Raw genomic sequence first — 18,716 nt, 5'->3', positions numbered from 1 at the left:
GCGTCGGCCACCTGGTCGGCCTGCCGCTCGGAGAGCCGGACCGAGGTGATCGACGGCACGGACGCCGGTGGGCGTCCCTGGGAGAGCTGGTCGAGCGCGTCGAGCAGGCCGACGGTGAACCGGCTGACGTCGTCCACCGGGTAGGTGCCGGCGCCCGAGAGCTCGTCGGCCAGGTAGGTGCTGGCGAGCTGGGAGATGTTGGCCAGCACCGGGCGCAGGTCGATGCGCAGGTAGAGCGTGTCGCCGTTGCCGCTCAGATAGCCCGCGGTGCGCTCCGCCAGGCTCGCGGCCACCCCCTGCAACGACGACGGGGGGACGACCACCCGCAGGTTCGCGGTCAGCAACGACTGGTCCACGGGGAGGCCGGCGAAGAGCTGGTCGGAGATTTCGACGATCTGCGGGTCGGTCAGGACCTGGCTGTAGAAACGCTCGTACACGTCGGCGTCGGCGAGCGCCCGCTTGTAGTAGCCCGGCTGCTGCACGGTCGCGTGCACGGTGAGCAGGCCGACGACCGCGGGCCAGCACACCGCCGCGACCAGCACGACCAGCACTCGCAGCGGGCGGTCCCAGCGGTGTCGACGGCGGCGGGAGCCACCGCCCCGGCGGCGGCCGGCACGGCCGGTTGCCCTCCGTGGGCCGTCCCGCCGGGGAGCGGCCCCGGGGAAGGCGCTCCCCGCGGGGACGCCCGCTGGCCCGGCGTTGACCTCCCTCGTCCCGCTGTGGGCCTCGGCCGCCGCGGGGCTCTCGGACGGGTGGCCCTCGGCCGCGCGGAGGTCCTCCTCGCGGGAGTCGGCCACGGAGCCGGTCACGGAGCCGTCCGCTCCGGGACGGGGGGCCGGAACCGGCCCACGCCGACCCGCCCGGACGCGCGTGTGGCTCACCGCGCCTCCCACCTGACTCGCCGCGTCGTTTTCCGGATCCGACCACCTCGCCGTACACCGGCTCGCAACCGGTGCTTGTTTCTATGGTGCGTGATCGAAGTGTCTACGATGGGCGTAAGGTGGTGATCCAGTGTGTTGCGTGACTTCCGGATCAGCTCACCGGGACCATTCGCCCGAATTGCACCCCGCCGGCGCCTGCTCAAATACCGGTATTTCTCACTCCCGGGCTCGCTCCAGACCCCGCTCCGGGGCCATGACCCGCGGCCGGGCAGCTGGATGCCCGATATCCGGTCGTCACCACGACCATCCGGCGCTCATCCGCCGGACAACCGCGCGACGATCGGGCGGGCGGTCAGACACGGACGATTTCCCGTCCAGCCAGTCGAAATCCGTCAGATATGATCCAAAACACCCACGGCACGGCCATGAGCAACCGCACCGCCGGTGACCGACGCCAACAGGCCCCGAACAACAGAAAAGATCGCCAGAAATCCGTCGTCGCGTACGCCCACCAGGCCGAAAAGAGCGCCGAACGACGAGCTCGTCCGGGCCACGCTCCACGCGGACGGACGCGGACGCTGTCCGCGCTGCTTGACCGGCGCTCTAGTCTGCGCTGGTCATGGTTGTGGGTCACACCGGTGCCGACGGCACCGACACTGGTACGCGGTCCCGCCCCGCCCGGCCCGAACGTGGGCGCGGGCACGGGCGGCGCCTCGCCGTGATCGGTAGGCTGCTGCGGGGACGGCTGCGCCTCGCCGGCATCGTGCTGCGCGACATGAAGCCGACGCCGCACCGCCTCCTGCGCGTCACCCGGTCCGTCGCGGCGAGCGGGCTCGCGTTCGGCCTGGCCCTGGAGTTCCTGCCCGGCATCGAGATCAACGGCTTCGGCGCGCTGATACGCCTGGTGGTCATTCTCACCCTGGTGGGCGCGGTGCTGCGGCCGGTGCTCGTCGCCCTGGCGGTCGCGCTCGGTGGGATCGCCATCCCGTTGATCGGCCTGTTCGCGCAGACCCTGGTGATCTACGTTGCGCTGCGCATCGAACCAGAGGTGATCTCCAGCAGCTTCGGCGCGGCCGTCGGGGTCGCCTGGGGCATCGCGGTGATCTCGGCGGTCGTCGGCTGGCTGGCCGACGCCGGCAGCGACGGGACGTTCAGCAGCGAGGTCATGCGACAGGTCGCTCGCTACGGCGGCGGGGGCGGCAGCCCGTTCGACGGCCCGGGAGTCGTCATCGTGCAGATCGACGGCCTGTCCGCGCCGCTGCTGCGGTGGGCGGTCACGGCCGGCAACCTGCCCACGCTGAGCCGCTGGGTCCGCGGCGGCTCGCACCGCTTCGTCGAGTGGCACACCGGCATGCCGTCGACGACCCCGACCAGCCAGGCCGGCATCCTGCACGGCACGTCCGGCCACGTCCCCGCCTTCCGCTGGTACGACAAGGATGCCGGCCGGCTGGTGGTCACCAACCGGCCGCGGGACGCCGCCGAGATCGAGCGGGGGTTCAGCAACGGACGCGGCCTGCTCGCCGACGGTGGGGTCAGCATCAGCAACGTCTTCTCCGGCGACGCGCCGCACAGCCTGCTCACCGTCAGCCAGGCCGGGCTACCCGGCCGCCGGGCCCGCGGCTACGCCTCGTTCGCGGCCAGCCCGCAGGGGCTCGCCCGTTCGCTGGTCCTGACCATCGGCGAAATGATCAAAGAGGTGCACCAGGCCCGCAAACAGCGCCGCGACAACATCTTTCCCCGGGTCCGCCGCGGTGGCTCGTACGTCGCGCTGCGCGGGCTGACCAACGTCCTGCTGCGCGACCTCAACGTCACGTTCATCGCCGAACAGATGGCCCGCGGCGTACCCGTGGTGTTCTGCGACTTCGTGGACTACGACGAGGTCGCCCACCATGCCGGGCCCAACCGGCGGGAGTCGCTGCAGACGCTGGAGGGCATCGACCGGGTGCTGGCGATGCTCGAACGGATCGCCAGCGCCGTCGAGCGCACGTACGAGATCGTCGTCCTGTCCGACCACGGGCAGAGCCAGGGCGCGACGTTCCGCCAGCGCTACGGACGGTCCCTGGAGGACACCGTCCGCGGCCTGCTGACGCCGGGGGCGGCCGCGGCCGCGGCAACCGGGACCGCCGAGGGCTGGGGCCCGGTGAACACCCTGCTCACCGAGGTCACCGGCGGCGGGGACGGCACCGGGCCGGGGCGGCTGATGCTGCGTCGGCGCACCGACGACGGTCAGATCACCTTCGGCCCGTCCCGGTTGGAGGTCACTCTCGACCCGCAGCGGCCGGACCTCGTCGTGGTCGCGTCCGGGAACCTGGCCATGGTCTACCTGCCGCAGGTGGCCGGCCGTGCCGATCTCGAACAGATGGAGTTCCTGCACCCCGCGCTCGTCCGCGGGCTGATCGACCACCCGGGGGTCGGGTTCGTCGTGGTGCGCTGCCAGGGGCACGGACCGGTCGCCTTCGGCGCCCGGGGCCGGATGTTCCTGGAGACCGGGGTGGTCGAGGGCACCAACCCGCTGCTCGGGTACGGCTCGCGGGCCGCCGCGGACCTGCTGCGCCACCAGCGGATGCACAACGTCGGCGACATCGTCGTCGTGAGCCGGATCGACCCCGGCACCCGGGAGGTCGCCGCGTTCGAGGAGCTGGTCGGCTGCCACGGCGGGATCGGCGGCGACCAGACCCGGGCCGTGCTGCTGTACCCGGCGGGCTGGCCGACCGTACCCGGCCCGATCGAGGGCCCGGACGCCGTCCACCACCAGCTCGTCCGCTGGCTGGAACAGCTCGGGCTGCGCCGCGGCCCGCTGCCCGAGCCCCGTCCCGCCGCCTCTGGCGGGCCGGCCGACGCGAAAACCGCGCCGGCCCCGAAACCCCCCGGAGCCCACGAGGCCCCCGGCGTTCAGGAAGCCGCGGAAACCACGCAGAACACGATCGGACGGCCGGTGGAACCAGGCGCACAACCGGATACGGAGCAGCCGGATACGGAGCAGCCGGATACGGAGCAGCCGGCACACGCTTCGTCGAAAAACGTCACCTGACAGCTCCCGCGGGCGTCCACCGGCCGGCCGGCGGGTGGGCCAGGGACTCGCCGTGGGCGAGCACACGCACCTCGGCGGGCAGGTCGGCAGCGGCGGCGGCCAGTCGGGCGAACTCGCGTCCGGGCTCGTGGAAACGGTCGGGACGCACCCGGTCGAAACCGACCGACCAGAAGGTCCCGTAGTGGATCGGTACCGCCACCCCCACCGCCGCGGCCTCGGCCACCGCCTGCGCGGGGAGCGGCCGCGGGCCCAGCGTCCGCCGGACCGCCTCGATCGCGCCGGCCGGGTCGAGATGCCCAGGGCCGAGGTTGGGCCCCCAGCCGCCGACCGGGACGAGAGCGAGGTCGAGGCCGAGCGGGGCGAGATCGGCCATGGCGTCGTGCAGGGCGGTGTCCCCGGCGAACCACACCGTCTGGCTGCCGGTCACCACGAATCCGAGCGCCGGGCCGCGATGGCGTGACCACGGCCCCCGCGAACCGTCGTGCTCGGCGGGCACCGCCAGCACGTCCAGACCGGCGGCGACCGCCACCCCGCCGCCATGATCGATATCACGATCGACGGCGGGACGGATGTTGCAGCCATCGCCGTGATCGACGTTGTGATCGATACCGCGGCCATCACCATGATCGACGCTGCTGCCGTTGTCGGCGTGGCTGTCAGCGCTACCACCGGCATCGCCGAGCCAGGCGGCTGTGCCGTTACGGGGAGCCACTCGGACGCGGTCACCGGGCACCATCTCCACGCAGCGTTCGGCGAGCGCCGGGTGTCGGCGGGCCAGCAGGGCGGCGCCACCGCGCGGCAGGAGGATCGGCGCGGTCGGCGGGAGCAGCTTCAGCGACGGGATGTCGAGATGGTCGGCGTGCAGATGCGAGACGACCGCCGCGTCGACCCGCGCGGCCTGCGCCACCGGGCGCGTGCCAGCCCGCCGGCGCAGGTGGGCGACGCGCATCCCGAAGACGGGATCGGTCACCAGCCGCGTGCCCGCATCGGCGATCACAACCGTGCTGTGCCCCCACCAGGTGACGTCCACCCCACCAGTGTGCCCGCGGCGTGCCGCCGCCCGCGGTCTCCTCGCCGTGCCACAAAAATCGATGCTTCACGGCCACGAATGACAGATTCGGCACCGCCAGGACGCCTGATCGGCATGTTCACCGGCGCACGGTCAGTCGGAGTCCCGTGTTCCCGCGTGGTGACGGGGTAGACAAGAGCATCGATAGGCCACCATGAGATGCGATGCGCGGTCTCACGACAACGATGTCCCGCCGCCGGATGTCCCGCTGCCGGCCCGCGGAGTGCTGTACGCGCTCGCGGTACTGCCTGCGGGGGTCCGCTGACGGCCATGACGGTGGTTGTGCCGGCACGACAGCGAGGGCGTCCACGGGTGCGGGCCGATGACGCTGCTGCGGGTGCCCCGATGGCTGCGCCGGGGCGCCGCGGTCGTGATACTGGCACTGATCGTCGAATACGCGGTGCTGCCGCAACTGGCCGGTGCCCGCAAGGCGCTGGAGACGTTCTCCGACGTGGAGCCGCGTTTTCTGGTGCTCGGCCTGGTCCTGGAGGCGGCGTCCCTGCTCGCCTACGCGATGCTGACCCGCAGCGTGCTCGCCCGGGAGGGCCGGCCGTCGCTGTGGACGCTGATCCGGATCGACCTGACGACCCTCGGTGTCAGCCACATGCTGCCCGGCGGTGCCGCCACCGCGAGCGCGCTGCGCTACCGCCTGCAACGCAGTGCCGGAGTCGGCGCGTCCGAGGCGGTGTCCGCCGCGGCGATCCAGGGCGCGGGCTCGGCGGTCGTCCTGAACGTGATCCTGTGGATCGGCCTGTTGATCTCCATCCCGACCCGGGGCGGCAACCCGATCTACGGCACGGCCGCGGCGGTGGGGACGCTGCTGATCGCCGCCGTCTTCGTCGGCGTGATACTGCTCACCCGGGGCAGTGAACGAACCGTCCGCGTCGTGCGTTCCGTCGCCCACCGCGCGCCGAGGCTGTCACCGGACGGCGCCGAACGGCTGGTGCGCACCTTTGCCGACCGGCTGCGGGTCCTCGGCGCGGACAGGCTCCAGCTCGCCAGGGCGACGCTGTGGGCGGCGGCGAACTGGCTGCTCGCCGCCGCTTCCCTGTGGGTGTTCCTGTACGCCTACGGCCACGCCGCGTCCGTGGACGGCCTGCTGGTCGCCTACGGGCTCGCCAACGTGCTGGCCGCCGTCCCGATCTCCCCCGGGGGACTCGGGATCATCGAAGGGGTGCTGGTCCCCACCCTGGTCGGGTTCGGCTCGACCCGGGCCGTGGCGCTGCTGGGGGTCGTCACCTGGCGGCTGGCGAACTTCTGGCTGCCCATCCCGCTGTCGGCCGTGGCCTACCTGTCCCTGCGGACGGGGTCGCTGCGGCACCGCAAGCTGCCGCGGCAACGGCCGTGGAACGATCCGAGCACGATCAACGAGGAGATCACAACCTGATGACCTGACGCGGGCAGCCATCCCGGCCGGATGCGTGACTGACAGATATAAGATCATCACTCATAGTGTTTCTAGGTGGCCGCCACCGGTCGCCCCGAAACCAACCGCCGAGGAGGCTCAAGCATGTCCGCGACCTGGCCCCTGCAGAAGAACGGCAGCAGCGGCGAACCAGTACAGACCATCCAGTACCTGCTACGCGCGCACGGATACTCGGTGACCGTCGACGGTGTCTTCGGGCCGGCGACCGAGGCGGCGGTGCGCGCCTTCCAGTCGTCCGCCGGGATCGTGGTCGACGGTGCCGTCGGCGACCAGAGCTGGCCGGCGCTCATCATCACCGTCCGTGATGGTGACCGGAGTGAGAAGGGCGACGCGGTACGCGCCGTCCAGGACCAGGCAAACGCCCGGATCAGTGACCCCGGGAACTTCCTCCCCGTGGACGGTGTCTTCGGCCGGCGGACGGACGCCTGGGTGCGCGGCTTCCAGCAGCACGCCGGCATCACCGTCGACGGGATCGTCGGACCCACCACCTGGAACCGCCTCGTCAAGGACGAACCCGGCAACTGACCACGACCAGCCCGCGACCGGACGCGAACCGGTGGGCACCGACCCCGCCCACCGGCGCCGCCCCGCCCGCCCGACGGCGACGCCGGCTCGGCTCAGCCCGGCGGTCAGGCCTGGATGGCCAGGCGGTTTGTGGGGCGGGGCAGGCCGTAGTGGTCGCGCAGGGTGCGTCCGGTGTACTCGGTGCGGAACAGGCCTCGGCGCTGCAGGATCGGCACCACCAGGTCGACGAAGTCCGTCAGCCCGCCGGGCAGGAACGGCGGCATGATGTTGAAGCCGTCGGCCGCGTCCTGGGTGAACCACTCCTCGAGCTGGTCGGCGACCTGTTCCGGTGTGCCGGCGAAGACCCGGTGCCCACGGCCGCCACCCAATCTGGCGATCAGCTGCCGGAGGTTCAGCCCGTCGCGGCGGGCAAGCTCGGCGACCAGGGTGAACCGGCTCTTGTTGCCGTTGATGTCCCGTTCGTCGGGCAGGTCGGGCAGCGGCCCGTCCAGCGGGAGGCCGGTGAGGTCGACGCCGACCATGCTCGACAGCTGGGCCAGGCCGTACGCGGGGACCTGGAGCTGCGTGAGCTCCTCCTCCAGCTCCCGGGCCCGGGCCTCGGTGGCACCGATGATCGGGCAGATACCGGGGAGGATCTTCACCTCCTCGGGCGCGCGCCCGTAACGGGCCAGGCGCGACTTCAGGTCCTTGTAGAAGGTCTGGCCGTCGGCGAGGGTCTGCTGGGCGGTGAAGACCGCCTCGGCATACTGGGCCGCGAACTCCTTGCCGTCCTCGGACGAGCCCGCCTGTACCAGCAGCGGATAGCCCTGCGGGGAACGCTGGACGTTCAGCGGCCCCTGGACGCGGAAGAACTCGCCGACGTGCCCGATCTGACGAATCCGGCTGGTGTCGGCGTATATCCCGCCCGCCCGGTCGATGATCGGGGCGTCGTCCTCCCAGCTGTCCCACAGCTTGGTGGCGACCTCGACGAACTCCCGGGCCCGGGCGTACCGCAGGCCGTGTTCAAGGTGCTCGTCCAGGCCGAAGTTGCGGGCCTCGTCGAGGCTGCCGGAGGTGACGATGTTCCAGCCGGCCCGCCCGCCGCTGATGTGGTCGAGAGAGGCGAACTTGCGGGCGACGTGGAACGGCTCGTTGTAGGTCGTCGAGACGGTGGCGATCAGGCCGATGTGCTCGGTGACCGTGGCCAGCGCGGAGAGCAGGGTGATCGGCTCGAAGCCGCCCAGCACGTTGTGCCGGACCTTGCCCCACAACGCCAGCCCGTCGGCCAGGAAGAGGGAGTCGAGCCTGCCTCGCTCGGCCGTGCGCGCGAGCTCCTGAAAATACGTCAGGTCGGTGGCGCGCTCGGGCTGGGTCCGGGGATGCCGCCAGGCGGCATCGTGGTGCCCGGCGTTCATCAGAAACGCGTTGAGATGAAACTTCCGGTTGCCAGCGGCAGACATCACGTCCCTCTTCCCACGGACGAGTTCCTACGGACGGGTGAACGGCTGCTCCGGCCGGGCCAACGGAGAAGATCGCCACGAGTTTGTCGTTGTGTGCGCCGGTGGGGATGAAAAGCGTACACAACGGCAAACTCGCCTGGATCATGTTCCGCGCGGACGGCCACGGATGCCGGCCGCGTTGCCCGGACGGCGCGCTAGGAGTTCGAGGTGATCCGCCACCTCGTGAAGCGCCGTTCCAGAGCGAGCAGGCCCTGGTTGATGATGAGGCCGACAACCGAGACCGTGATGATTCCCGCGTACATCTCAGGAATCGCGAAGTTCGACTGGGCATAGTTGATCAGATAGCCGAGCCCGGCCTGGGCACCGACCAGCTCGGCCGCGACGAGTATCAGGATCGCGTAGGCCCCGGCCAGCCGGACGCCCGTAAAAATCGTCGGCACGGCAGCCGGAAGAATGACCTTCTGGAACAGCCGTACCGATGGCAGCCCCATCGACCGCGCGGATTTCACGAGCAGGGGGTCCACACCCTGGACACCACTGATCGTGTTCAGCAGCACGGGCCAGACGCAGGCATAGACGATGATGGCGATCTTCGAGGTCTCCCCCAGCCCGAAAATCAGCACGAACACCGGCAGCAGGGCCAGCGGAGCGGTGTTGCGGAAGACCTCGAGCACCGGGTTGAGGAACTGTGCCGCCAGCCGGAACCAGCCGATGAGTAGTCCCAACGGCAGCGCGATCGCGATGGCGATGGCGAAACCGCTGGCCGCCCGGGTGAGGCTGGCGGAGGTGTGCTCCCACAGGTCGCCGCCGCGCAGCAGTACCACCCATTCGTCGGCGACCTCGGAAAAGGGCGGCAGGAACACCCGGTCGACCACGCCGAGCCGCGGGAGCGTTTCCCAGGCGGCCAACAGGATCAGAATGCCCACCACCCGGCGGGAGATCCCGCCGGCGATCCGGCCCGCCCTGGGCAGCCAGCTACGGCGAGAGGCGGCGACCGGGGAGCCGGCGGACGCGGAAAGCCGGGTTCCGGCCTCGGTACGGGTGTTCTCAACGATGGCCAACGCTGGTCACTTCCCTCTCCGCCTGCCCCGCGGCCGCCGCCTGCCCCGCGCGCCCCGCTGTTCCTGTGTGCTCCTCGTGCCCGGCGGCCTGCGCGGGTGCCGCGCCAGCCGCACCACGGCGGGCCGGCCCGCCGTCGAAGGATGCCCGCTCACCCGCCGCCTGTTCGTCACGCTCGGTCTGCTGGGCTCTGGCCACCTCCTCGCGCAGCAGTTCCCAGACCTCGTGCCGGTAGCGGACGAACTCGGGATCGGAACGCAGGTCGTTCCCGTCCGCGCGGGTGGTGATGGGGATGTCGACGATCTGTTTGATCCGGCCAGGCCGGGAGGTCATCACCGCGACCCGCTGACCGAGGTACACGGCTTCGTCGATGCCGTGGGTGACGAAGAGAATCGTCTTGCCGGTCTTGGCCCAGATCCGCAGCAGCTCGTCCTGCAGGGTTTCCCGGGTCTGGGCGTCCAACGCGGCGAAAGGCTCGTCGAGCAGCAGGACCGCCGGGTCGTAGGCCAGGCTCCGCGCGATCGCCACCCGTTGTTTCATACCGCCCGACAGTTCGTGGGGATATCGGTGCTCGAAACCGCTGAGCCCGACGAGGTCGAGATAGTGCCGGGCCAGCGCCGAACGTTGTGACCGCGCCACTTTCTTGGCCTCAAGACCGAATTCGACGTTGCCGAGGGCGGTCCGCCACGGGAACAGCGCATACTGCTGGAAGACGATCCCCCGGTCGAGGCCGGGGCCGGAGACCGGGTTGTCGTCGACGAGTACCTGGCCCTCGCTCACACCGGTCAGCCCACCGAGGATGTCCAGCAGGGTGGACTTCCCACAGCCGCTGGGGCCGACCAGGGCCAGGAACTCACCGCTGCGGATGCGCAGGTTCACGTCGTCGACCGCGGTGAACTCGCTGACGGCGTTGCGGCGGTTGCCGTGGTTGCGGACGGCGAACCTCTTCGTGACGTTCCTGAATTCTATCGTGCTCATTGCCGATCATCTCTCGGTGTCGGTGAAGGATGATTCCCGGTGCCGCGACGGCTGGGACGGCGCGGCACCGGGAGTCCCGCGTCCGGAGCCGGCTGCCAGCCCGGTCCCCCGGGAACGGCTCCGTCAGGAGTTCGCCCGGAACGGATTGAATTCATTGGTGAAGAGTTCGGCCAGGGTGACGTCTTTCTTCAACTGGCCGTTCACTTTCAACCAGTCTGTCCACCGGGTGAAGTCGGCGTCCGCGATGAGCCCGCCCTTGCCGGCGATCCCGTATCCCTTGAAGTACTGGATGGCGGTCACGTCCTCCTTGCGGTCACGCTTGGCGATGATGTCCTTGAAGCGGGCGATGACCTGGTCGAGAGGAGTTGTCCTGGACCATTCGACGGCCTTGCCCACACCCTCGACGAACTGCCTGGTCGTCGTCGGGTTCTTCTTGATGAAGTCCTCGCGGAGCACGTAGCTGCCGGCCGAGAACGGGCCGAAGAGCTCATAGTCGCTGAACAGCGGGTGAATCCCGCCTCGGGCCAGCGCCTTGTCCCGCAGAATGCCGCTGAATACCGCGACGTCGATCTGCTTCTCGCGCAGCGACTGCTCGGTGTTCACCGGTGGGACAACCGTCGGTATCACTTTTTTGATCTCGTCCTGGCTGAGGCCACCTCGTTTGAGGTACTCGTCCAGGACAGCCTCGTAGTGCGCACCCAACGTGTTCATCCCGACTTTTTTCCCGAACAGATCACGGGGTGAGGTGATCGGACTCCCGTCAAGGACGTAGAAACCGCCGAAGACTTTGTCGTCGATTCCGTAGCTGCCGACCACCGACTTGATCGGTGAGCCCGCGGCGATCAGTTTGATGATCGCTCCGTTGAACGCCGAGCCGAAGTCGACGTCCCCGGTGGCGGTCGACTGGATGTCCTGCGGACCGCTGATCGTGTTACCGATCCACTTGAGCTTTATGGGGCCGAGATAACCGAGGTCCGCGGCAAGCTCGACCGGCGTGACCGCACCGACGGAGCCCTGATAGCGCAGTTCGGTCTGTTCGACCTGGGCGGCACCGCCGCCGGCGTCCTGCCCACAGGCCGCCAGAATCAGCGTCGCGACCAGGGCGATGGCTGCTGGCAGCATCCCTGGTCGGCGTCGAACGGCACGTCGAACACTGTGCTGCATGGTGAGGTCGAATTCCTCTCGGGTTTGTCTGCGGACCGATCAGCGGCCGGCACGGCCCCGGGCGGCGGTGAAGCGACATTGATCGACCGTACCGTTGAAGTCAACTGTGATATCACGGTCGTACGCGACACGAAAATAACAGCCACGGGAAATCAGGGCGGCGCTGCCGGCGCAGCACCCACCCGTCGGAACAGCGGGAAGAAAAAGGCGGGACGGACGCGGGATACACGCTGCGGCCATGATGGCCGATCAAAGAGGACGGCCGGTCAGGCGGAACACATGGCACTGGCGACGCGGAGGAGGTCCACCGCGCGCCGGACCGACATGCCGATATCCCTTGGCATGTTATGCACTATGTCAGTCTACAAGCCGGGTTGTCAACAAGTTGACCGGGAATTCTGCACGGCTCGGACGTACCGACAAGGGCGTAACCGTCCGGCTACTTTGAGAATCTGATTATTTTCCGGCAATGCTTAATTCCGACCCGCGTCGTGTAACGCTTATTCAGGGGACGGTGCCGGCCGGCAGCCCACCCTGGACGCCGGCGGCCCGAAGGAGACCGCCGACCCGGCCGCGGGATCGGCAGACTCACCGGCACCGGCACCGACACCGGCACGGCGCCGTCGGCAGGGGCGGCCGCTGTTGACACCGCCAGCGCCGCCCGCATCGACAGCACCGGTGAGACCTGCGAGAGCGCCCGCACCGCCCACCGGCGACGGCGCCGACACGTCGAAACCCGCGCCCCCCGGTCAGCCGGTCAGCGGAGCCCAGCGCCAATGCCCAACCCGCCCTGTTGTCCGTGCTCCCGGATCGGCAGTCAGCAGGTCGTCGTGCCGTCGCATCGGCGGCGGCACCACCCGCACCAGCCAGCTCTCCCGACGTGCGGTACGTCACACCGATACCGGCACCGGCGGCCGGGGCTCGCGGCGGCTTGCCCAACGGCGCATCGCGATATATCGTGAGCGTACGCGATACAACGACTGGAGGGTTATCGTGTACGCATCGGAATTTCCTGGATCGTGGCCATGGAGCCGCGGCAGGCATGGCAGCCCCGGCTCCGACCGCCTCCGGGCAGCAGCCGACGACGATCGAGGCGGCTGGCAGCACAGCAGACACGGTGGATACGGCAGGCACGGTGGGCCTGGTAGGCATGGCGGGCCCGGGGGGCCCGGGGGGCCCGGCGGCGGTGTTCCGTTCGGCCCTGGCGGCGTCCCCTTCGGACCGGGCTTCCCCGGACCGGGCTTCCCCGGACCGGGCTTCCCCGGACCGGGCTTCCCCGGACCGGGCTTCGGCCCGGGCGCCCGGGGCTTCTTCCCCGGCGGCCGCGGCCGCGGCGCGAAGGTCAGACGCGGCGACGTCCGCACGGCTGTCCTCGCCCTGCTCGCGGAGGCACCGATGCACGGCTACCAGATCATCAACGAACTCACCGAACGCAGCCAGGGCGCCTGGCGGCCGAGTCCCGGCTCGGTCTACCCCGTCCTGCAATTGCTCACCGACGAAGGGCTCGTCCGCGCCGAGGAAAGCGACGGTAAGCGGGTGTTCCACCTCACCGACGCGGGCCGCGCCTACACGGACGCCCACGCGGACGCACCCAAGCCCTGGGAAACAGCCGCGGCTGCCGCCAACCACGGCCTGACCGACCTGCGGTCGCTGGCGTTCGGCGTGGGAGCGGCCGTCGTGCAGGTTGCGCAGACCGGCAGCGACGCCCAGGTCCAGGCCGCCCAGAAGATCCTCGTGGATGCCCGGCGGGCGCTCTATCGCATCCTCGCCGAGGAATTCCCCACCGAACCGGACGACAACGAAGCCACCAGGGGCGACGGCCAGGCGGACTGACCCGGCCCGCTGCCCGCGAGCGTCCTCGGCCGGGTACCCGGTATCCGCTACCCGACGCAACTTCCTGCCCCGGCCCCGAGCTCGGGGCCGGGGCAGGAGCGGGACCTCACCCGACCGCTCACGCCCCGCCGGGGCCGGCGGAATCGTCTCCCGGCGGACTGGGGCATGCCCGGGGCACAGCCCAGGACGGATGTGTCGCAGGGCTCCAGCCACCCGGCGTTCCAGACAGATGTTCCAGACAGGTGTTCCAGACAGCGCAGCCGCCTGCTATCGCCCTCGGTAGCCCTGCCCGGAATAGTGTGAAGCATCGGTTTCATCCCCGACGGCCCCAGGTGACCCCGATAGTCCCCAGATGATGGGATGGGCACGGTTTTCTCTGGGGGAAGGGGGCTTCTGCCATGCAGAAGCTGGGCTCTGGCTACGTTCTGCACGAACCGATCGGCCGCGGCGCGTTCGGCCAGGTCTGGCGAGGATCCACCGTCGACGGCGACCGCCCGGTCGCCGTGAAGGTGCTGCGCGGGGAACTCGCCGACGACCCCGAGGCCGTCGCCAGGTTCGTCCAGGAACGGTCCGTGCTGCTCGGCTTCAGCGACCCGCACCTGGTCACCGTCCGGGACCTCGTCGTCGAAGGCGACACCCTCGCGATCGTGATGGATCTCGTCAACGGTGTCGATCTACGGGTCTACCTGCGCGAACGCGGCACACTCGCGGTGGCCACAGCGGTCGCCCTGACCTGCCAGGTGCTGCGCGCGTTGAGCACCGTGCACGCGGCCGGGGTCGTCCACCGTGATCTCAAACCCGCCAACGTGCTCGTCGACATCACCGATCCCGACGATCCGCAGGCTCGCCTGACCGACTTCGGGATCGCCAGGCTGGCGCACGGGCCGTCCCTGACCCGCCTCACCGGGATGATCGGGACGCCGATGTACATGGCTCCGGAGCTGGCCCACCGGGAGCACGCGCGGCCGCCGGCCGACGTCTACAGCGCGGGCATCATGCTGTACGAACTCCTCGCCGGCCAGCCGCCGTTCTCCGCTCCGCACCCGGTCGCGCTCCTGCGCGCCCACATGGAGGACGCGCCGCAGCCCATACCCGGCCTGCCACCGGCGCTGTGGGACGTGATCGCCGGCATGCTCGCCAAGGCGCCGGCGTGGCGTCCGACGGCGGACGCGGCCGAGCGGGCGCTGGCCGGGCTGGCGGCGTCCGGCTTCCAGCCCGTGGTCGCGCCTGCCGTGTCCAGACCGGGCGGCGCTGTGCCGGGCGGCGCTGTGAGGGGCGCCTTCGTGGCAGGTGGCACCGCGGTACCCGGGGCCGCGCCGCCCGCCGATCATCCCTGGAACACCCCGCCGCCGGCGGCCCCGGACGTCAGTCAGGCGCCCACCGCTGTAGCCCACGTACGGTCGCTGGACGGTACGGCGTCCGCATACTCCGCGCAGGCGGGCGCGTCCGTCTCACCGCAGCCCGGCGGGCGGCTGTCCGGCCCGTGGCCGACGGGCGCCCTGGGCAGGCCGGCACGACCGGGCGGACACCGGCGCCTTCCCGCGGCCGTCCTCGCCGCCGTCGCCGCGGTCGCGTTACTGACCGTGGGTACCGGCGTCCTGTTGTGGGCTGTCGGTGACGACAGCGAGGCGACCGTCAGCGCGCGCCCGGCGACGACGTCACACAGCGCCACCACGACACAGGCAGCCGGCTCCACCACGGCCCCGCCGACGCAGAGCCTGGCGCTGGCGGCAACGTCCGCCCCGCCGCCGGAGGCGCCCTCCATCGCGCAGGCAGCCGCCGGTACCGGTTCGGACGGTACCGGCTCAGACGGCATCGGCCCGGCGGACGCGGCCGGCCCCCAGGGCCAGGCGCCGGCCGCCGGACGCCCCGGCGCGGACGCGCCACCACCAGCGGCACCGGCGCCGAAGAGCTACGACATGCCGGTCGGATTCCCGGGCTCATGGTCCGGGACAGTCAGCCAGCCCGGCTCGACCCCGTACACGGTGAAGATCGCTCTTACCGACGGTGACATCGGGGAGAACGTGGGCCGGGCGTCCTACCCGGATCTCGGCTGCATAGCCGATCTCTATCTGACCGATGTGGCCGGGTCGACGATCCGGGTACAGGGGCGGCTGGTGGTGAACTCGTACAACGCCTGCGTGGCGGCAACGCTTGATCTCAGTCTGCGGTCAGGTTCGTCGATGAACTATCTCGCGCAGTCGCCGGGACTCGTTAGCGCTTCCAGCGCGGTCCTCTACCGCTGACCTTCGCTGTCGGCGATCTCCAGCCGTCGCACGCGGAGGTGCTCGACGTCGAGCGTCGCGATCTGGATGCTGCCCACCCGCGCCCGTCGGACCGCCAGCCGTCCGATCGCGAGCGCGCCCACGGCGAGGGCGCCCAGCGCTGTCGCGCCGAGGGCCAGCGCTCCGACGGCGAACGCGCCCACCGCCTTCGCCCCGGTGGCCACGACCGCACCGCCGGGGGTGGCGGGCACGATGCCGCCGGTGGCACCACCGGCAACAGTGCCGGCGACTTCGGCTCCCTCGCCGATGTCGGATCCCTCGCCGGCGTCCTGGAGGGCTGGCCGGCTGGTGGACTGCGTCAGATCGCTCACCCTGTCGAGGGTAGAGCCTTCCGGTGGGCTGTCGAGTTTCCCGCCGGCCAGGCCGGTAACTACCCGGCAGTAGTTTGTGTCCCGGCCTTCCGGCCACTCAGTATTCGGATACTCACAACCCGGCCGTCGCATGACGAGCCACCATGGGACGTCCGTTCGCGACGTCCACCGGCACGGCCTGGCGCCGTCCAGACCTTGACGAAGCAGAAGGGAATCCGATGACGACGGACGGGCTCGACGTGAAAGCCGCCGCGGACGACGACACCGCCGCCACTGGCTGCAGCACACCCCACTCCGGTGGTGCCAGCACGACCCACCGGCGACACGACCCGTACCGGCGACGCCGGCGGTGGGCGGACCGGGCCGCGACAGCCGATCCCGCTGGAGCCGTACCTGTTCGCCGAACCGCCGGCACAGCCGCTGGTGTCGCTGCGTGTCGAACGCCACGGCGCGGTCGTCCAGGTCACGCTGCTCGGCCCGGGCAAGGGCAACACCCTGGGCGCGGACTTCTGGCGTGAGCTCCCGCGGGTGTTCACCGCCCTGGACGTCGACGACACCGTGCGGGCGGTGGTGCTCACCGGCTCTGGCAACCACTTCTGCTACGGCCTGGACCTGGCGCTGCTGGCCGAACTGGGCGACATCGCGAGCGACGACGACGGCGGCCTGGCCCGGTTCCGCACCGGTTTTCTCCACCGGCTGCGGTCCATGCAGGACGCGCTGGACCTCGTCGCGTACAGCCGGAAGGCGGTCGTCGCCGCGGTCAGCGGCTGGTGTGTCGGCGGCGGGGTCGACCTGCTGGCCGCGTGCGACGTCCGGTACGCCAGCGCCGAGGCGCTGTTCAGCATCCGGGAGGTGAAGGTCGGCGCGGTCGCCGACCTGGGCAGCCTGCAGCGCCTGCCCGCCATCATCAGGGACGGGCACCTGCGGGAGCTCGCGCTGACCGGCAGGGACATAGACGCCGCCCGCGCCGAACGGATCGGCCTGATCAACGACGTGCTGCCTGACCCGGCCGGCGCGCTCGCCGCCGCGCACGCCTTCGCCGACGAGGTGGCGGCCAACCCGCCGCTGGTCACCCAGGGCATCAAGGACGTCCTGGACAATGCCCGCTTCGCCGAGGTCGAAGCCGGGCTGCGCTATGTCGGGGCCTAGAACGCCGCGTTCCTCCACTCCCACGATCTCGCCGAAGCGGTGACCGCCTTCAGGCAACGGCGACCACCGCGGTTCACCGGCCGGTGATCCTGGTTCCCTGTCGCTCCACGGGCTGTCGACCGGCCCCGACGCGGACGTCAACCGGCGGCCAGGCGGAATCGCCTCGCTCATACAGCGGATCGTCGCGCCTCGGACGGATAGGCTGACGCAACGGCAGCATCCGGCCGTGGCCACGCCCGCGTCAGGCGGAGCGGGCGCCCGTGTCAGGCGGAGCGGGCATCGTCGGCCGGTGGCCGTGGCCGGAGATCGGCTGGTGGCCAGACAAGGGCGACCCGGCCGGCAGCCAGCGGTCCAGCCGGAAGCCGACGGTCGGGAGGACGGTGCGGACGGCATGCCGATGATGTGCGCGGTCACGTTTTCGCCACGTGGACGGCTCTACTACGCCGATCCCGGACCGTATTCACCGAAGGTCGGGGACAAGGTTCTCATCCCCACCGACGCCGGCCCCGAGGTCGCCGAATGCATGTGGGCACCGCAGTGGGTCAGCGATGACATCGGCGGGCTGCCGGTCCTGGCGGGAATGGCGCAGACGGCCGACATCGAACGGTACGCGACCTCCCGGCGGCGTCGGGCGCAGGCGCGTGTCGCGGCAAAGCGTCTGATCCGTGAACACGAGCTGCCCATGAAGGTCGTGGGTGTCGACCACATCTGGGCCGAGAACATGTTCACGATCTATTTCACCGCCGACCACCGGGTCGACTTCCGAGGCCTGGTACGCGACCTCGCCCGTACCCTCGCGGCCCGGATAGACCTGCGTCAGCTCTCCGCCCGGGACAGCGCGCGCATCCAGGGAGGAATCGGCTCCTGTGGGCGTGACCTGTGCTGCGCCACCTTTCTCACGGACTTCGAGCCGGTCAGCATCCGGATGGCCAAGGACCAGGATCTCCCCCTCAACCCCATGAAGATAAGCGGTGCCTGTGGCCGGCTGATGTGCTGTCTGCGCTACGAACATCCACTGTATGAACAGTTCAAGGCCAAGGTCCCGGCCGTGGGCGCCCGGGTGAGCACACCCGACGGCGACGGGCGGGTCGTCTCCCACGACATACCGCGTGACCAGGTCATGGTCAGGCTGGACGCCGGTGGCGGGCGATGCGCGTGCAGCCGGGCGAGCGTCTGCGGCTCACGCAAGGAGTACGAGGCGGCCCACCCGGGGCCGGGCACAGCCCCGGAGGTGGCGGATGCCCTGGCGGGACAACAACCGGGCGCCGCCGAGAGCATGGACGACGGGAGCTCGGACAACGGCAGGGACGCGGCGGAGCCGGCGTACCCGATGGTGCCCAGCCCGACAGCCCCACCGCTGGTCACACCGGACCCGGCCGTCGCACGCCCGGCCACGGCAGCGGCGGAATCGGCAACGTCAGCCGCACCGGCTGCCACCGCCCCCGCGGCGCCGCCCCCGGACAACGCCCGGACCCGACGCCGCCTGCGCCGGCAGGCCTCCCGCGACACGGACACCAGCCACCCGGCCCCGGAGGCATCGCCCCCGGGGCAGCACACCTAGTGTCC

13 protein-coding genes and 2 pseudogenes are annotated in these 18,716 nt (G+C 70.7%); 7 read left to right on the top strand and 8 right to left on the bottom strand.

From position 1 onward, the window contains the following. Positions 1 to 809: pseudogene (locus tag CM1CMNOD_RS03030) on the bottom strand (hypothetical protein); the annotation flags it as partial. 790 nt (positions 810 to 1,599) lie between these two features. On the opposite strand from CM1CMNOD_RS03030, the gene CM1CMNOD_RS03025 reads away from it, so the two are divergent. Next, a complete protein-coding gene (locus CM1CMNOD_RS03025; RefSeq protein ID WP_242625427.1) occupies positions 1,600 to 3,912 on the top strand; it encodes a phage holin family protein in 2,313 nt (770 codons plus the stop codon). Here CM1CMNOD_RS03025 and CM1CMNOD_RS03020 read toward each other — a convergent pair. After that, entirely contained in the window at positions 3,905 to 4,942 is a 1,038-nt protein-coding gene (locus CM1CMNOD_RS03020) for an MBL fold metallo-hydrolase (protein WP_013872198.1), read from the bottom strand. The genes CM1CMNOD_RS03025 and CM1CMNOD_RS03020 overlap by 8 nt on opposite strands. Positions 4,943 to 5,303: 361 nt before the next feature. On the opposite strand from CM1CMNOD_RS03020, the gene CM1CMNOD_RS03015 reads away from it, so the two are divergent. Both CM1CMNOD_RS03015 and CM1CMNOD_RS03010 read left to right on the top strand, forming a co-directional pair. Beyond that, positions 5,304 to 6,368, top strand: a complete 1,065-nt coding sequence (locus CM1CMNOD_RS03015; protein WP_013872197.1) for a lysylphosphatidylglycerol synthase transmembrane domain-containing protein — start codon at positions 5,304 to 5,306, stop codon at positions 6,366 to 6,368. A gap of 123 nt (positions 6,369 to 6,491) precedes the next feature. Continuing rightward, positions 6,492 to 6,932: a peptidoglycan-binding domain-containing protein gene (locus CM1CMNOD_RS03010; RefSeq protein WP_013872196.1), complete on the top strand. Its 441-nt coding sequence runs from the start codon at positions 6,492 to 6,494 to the stop codon at positions 6,930 to 6,932. A gap of 104 nt (positions 6,933 to 7,036) precedes the next feature. On the opposite strand, the gene CM1CMNOD_RS03005 is transcribed toward CM1CMNOD_RS03010, so the two are convergent. From CM1CMNOD_RS03005 to CM1CMNOD_RS24285, 5 genes are all read right to left on the bottom strand, one after another. After that, positions 7,037 to 8,371 carry an LLM class flavin-dependent oxidoreductase gene (locus CM1CMNOD_RS03005; protein ID WP_013872195.1) on the bottom strand — a complete coding sequence of 445 codons (1,335 nt, stop codon included), beginning with the start codon at positions 8,369 to 8,371 and terminating at the stop codon, positions 7,037 to 7,039. Positions 8,372 to 8,565: 194 nt separating this feature from the next. Beyond that, on the bottom strand, positions 8,566 to 9,432 hold the full coding sequence (locus tag CM1CMNOD_RS03000) for an ABC transporter permease (RefSeq protein ID WP_013872194.1): 867 nt from the start codon (positions 9,430 to 9,432) through the stop codon (positions 8,566 to 8,568). Then, the gene (locus tag CM1CMNOD_RS02995; RefSeq protein WP_013872193.1) at positions 9,419 to 10,408 is read right to left on the bottom strand and encodes an ABC transporter ATP-binding protein; all 990 of its coding nucleotides are present in this window, start codon (positions 10,406 to 10,408) and stop codon (positions 9,419 to 9,421) included. Before CM1CMNOD_RS02995 ends, CM1CMNOD_RS03000 begins: the two co-directional genes overlap by 14 nt. Before the next feature lie 123 nt (positions 10,409 to 10,531). Continuing rightward, on the bottom strand, positions 10,532 to 11,530 hold the full coding sequence (locus CM1CMNOD_RS02990) for an ABC transporter substrate-binding protein (protein ID WP_013872192.1): 999 nt from the start codon (positions 11,528 to 11,530) through the stop codon (positions 10,532 to 10,534). A 308-nt stretch (positions 11,531 to 11,838) separates the two neighbouring features. Further along, a complete protein-coding gene (locus CM1CMNOD_RS24285) occupies positions 11,839 to 11,898 on the bottom strand; it encodes a putative leader peptide (RefSeq protein WP_431307069.1) in 60 nt (19 codons plus the stop codon). Positions 11,899 to 12,250: 352 nt separating this feature from the next. Here CM1CMNOD_RS24285 and CM1CMNOD_RS23860 point away from each other — a divergent pair, with 352 nt between their 5' ends. Next, positions 12,251 to 13,405 (top strand): PadR family transcriptional regulator, encoded by a 1,155-nt coding sequence (locus tag CM1CMNOD_RS23860; protein WP_347176440.1) that lies wholly within the window; start codon positions 12,251 to 12,253, stop codon positions 13,403 to 13,405. A gap of 398 nt (positions 13,406 to 13,803) precedes the next feature. Continuing rightward, on the top strand, positions 13,804 to 15,651 hold the full coding sequence (locus tag CM1CMNOD_RS02980; RefSeq protein WP_013872190.1) for a serine/threonine-protein kinase: 1,848 nt from the start codon (positions 13,804 to 13,806) through the stop codon (positions 15,649 to 15,651). On the opposite strand, the gene CM1CMNOD_RS02975 is transcribed toward CM1CMNOD_RS02980, so the two are convergent. After that, complete coding sequence (locus tag CM1CMNOD_RS02975) at positions 15,642 to 16,001, bottom strand: hypothetical protein (RefSeq protein ID WP_202797667.1); 360 nt, start codon at positions 15,999 to 16,001, stop codon at positions 15,642 to 15,644. The genes CM1CMNOD_RS02980 and CM1CMNOD_RS02975 overlap by 10 nt on opposite strands. Before the next feature lie 381 nt (positions 16,002 to 16,382). On the opposite strand from CM1CMNOD_RS02975, the pseudogene CM1CMNOD_RS02970 reads away from it, so the two are divergent. Together CM1CMNOD_RS02970 and CM1CMNOD_RS02965 are read left to right on the top strand one after the other, a co-directional pair. Then, positions 16,383 to 17,237 (top strand): annotated as a pseudogene (locus CM1CMNOD_RS02970) (crotonase/enoyl-CoA hydratase family protein). 304 nt (positions 17,238 to 17,541) lie between these two features. Then, complete coding sequence (locus CM1CMNOD_RS02965; protein ID WP_085948583.1) at positions 17,542 to 18,711, top strand: PSP1 domain-containing protein; 1,170 nt, start codon at positions 17,542 to 17,544, stop codon at positions 18,709 to 18,711. Positions 18,712 to 18,716: the final 5 nt, after the last annotated feature.

Source organism: Protofrankia symbiont of Coriaria myrtifolia (genome assembly GCF_900634755.1).
In the GTDB taxonomy this organism is placed as follows: domain Bacteria; phylum Actinomycetota; class Actinomycetes; order Frankiales; family Frankiaceae; genus Protofrankia; species Protofrankia coriariae.
This window is presented reverse-complemented; position numbering and strand designations above follow the sequence as displayed.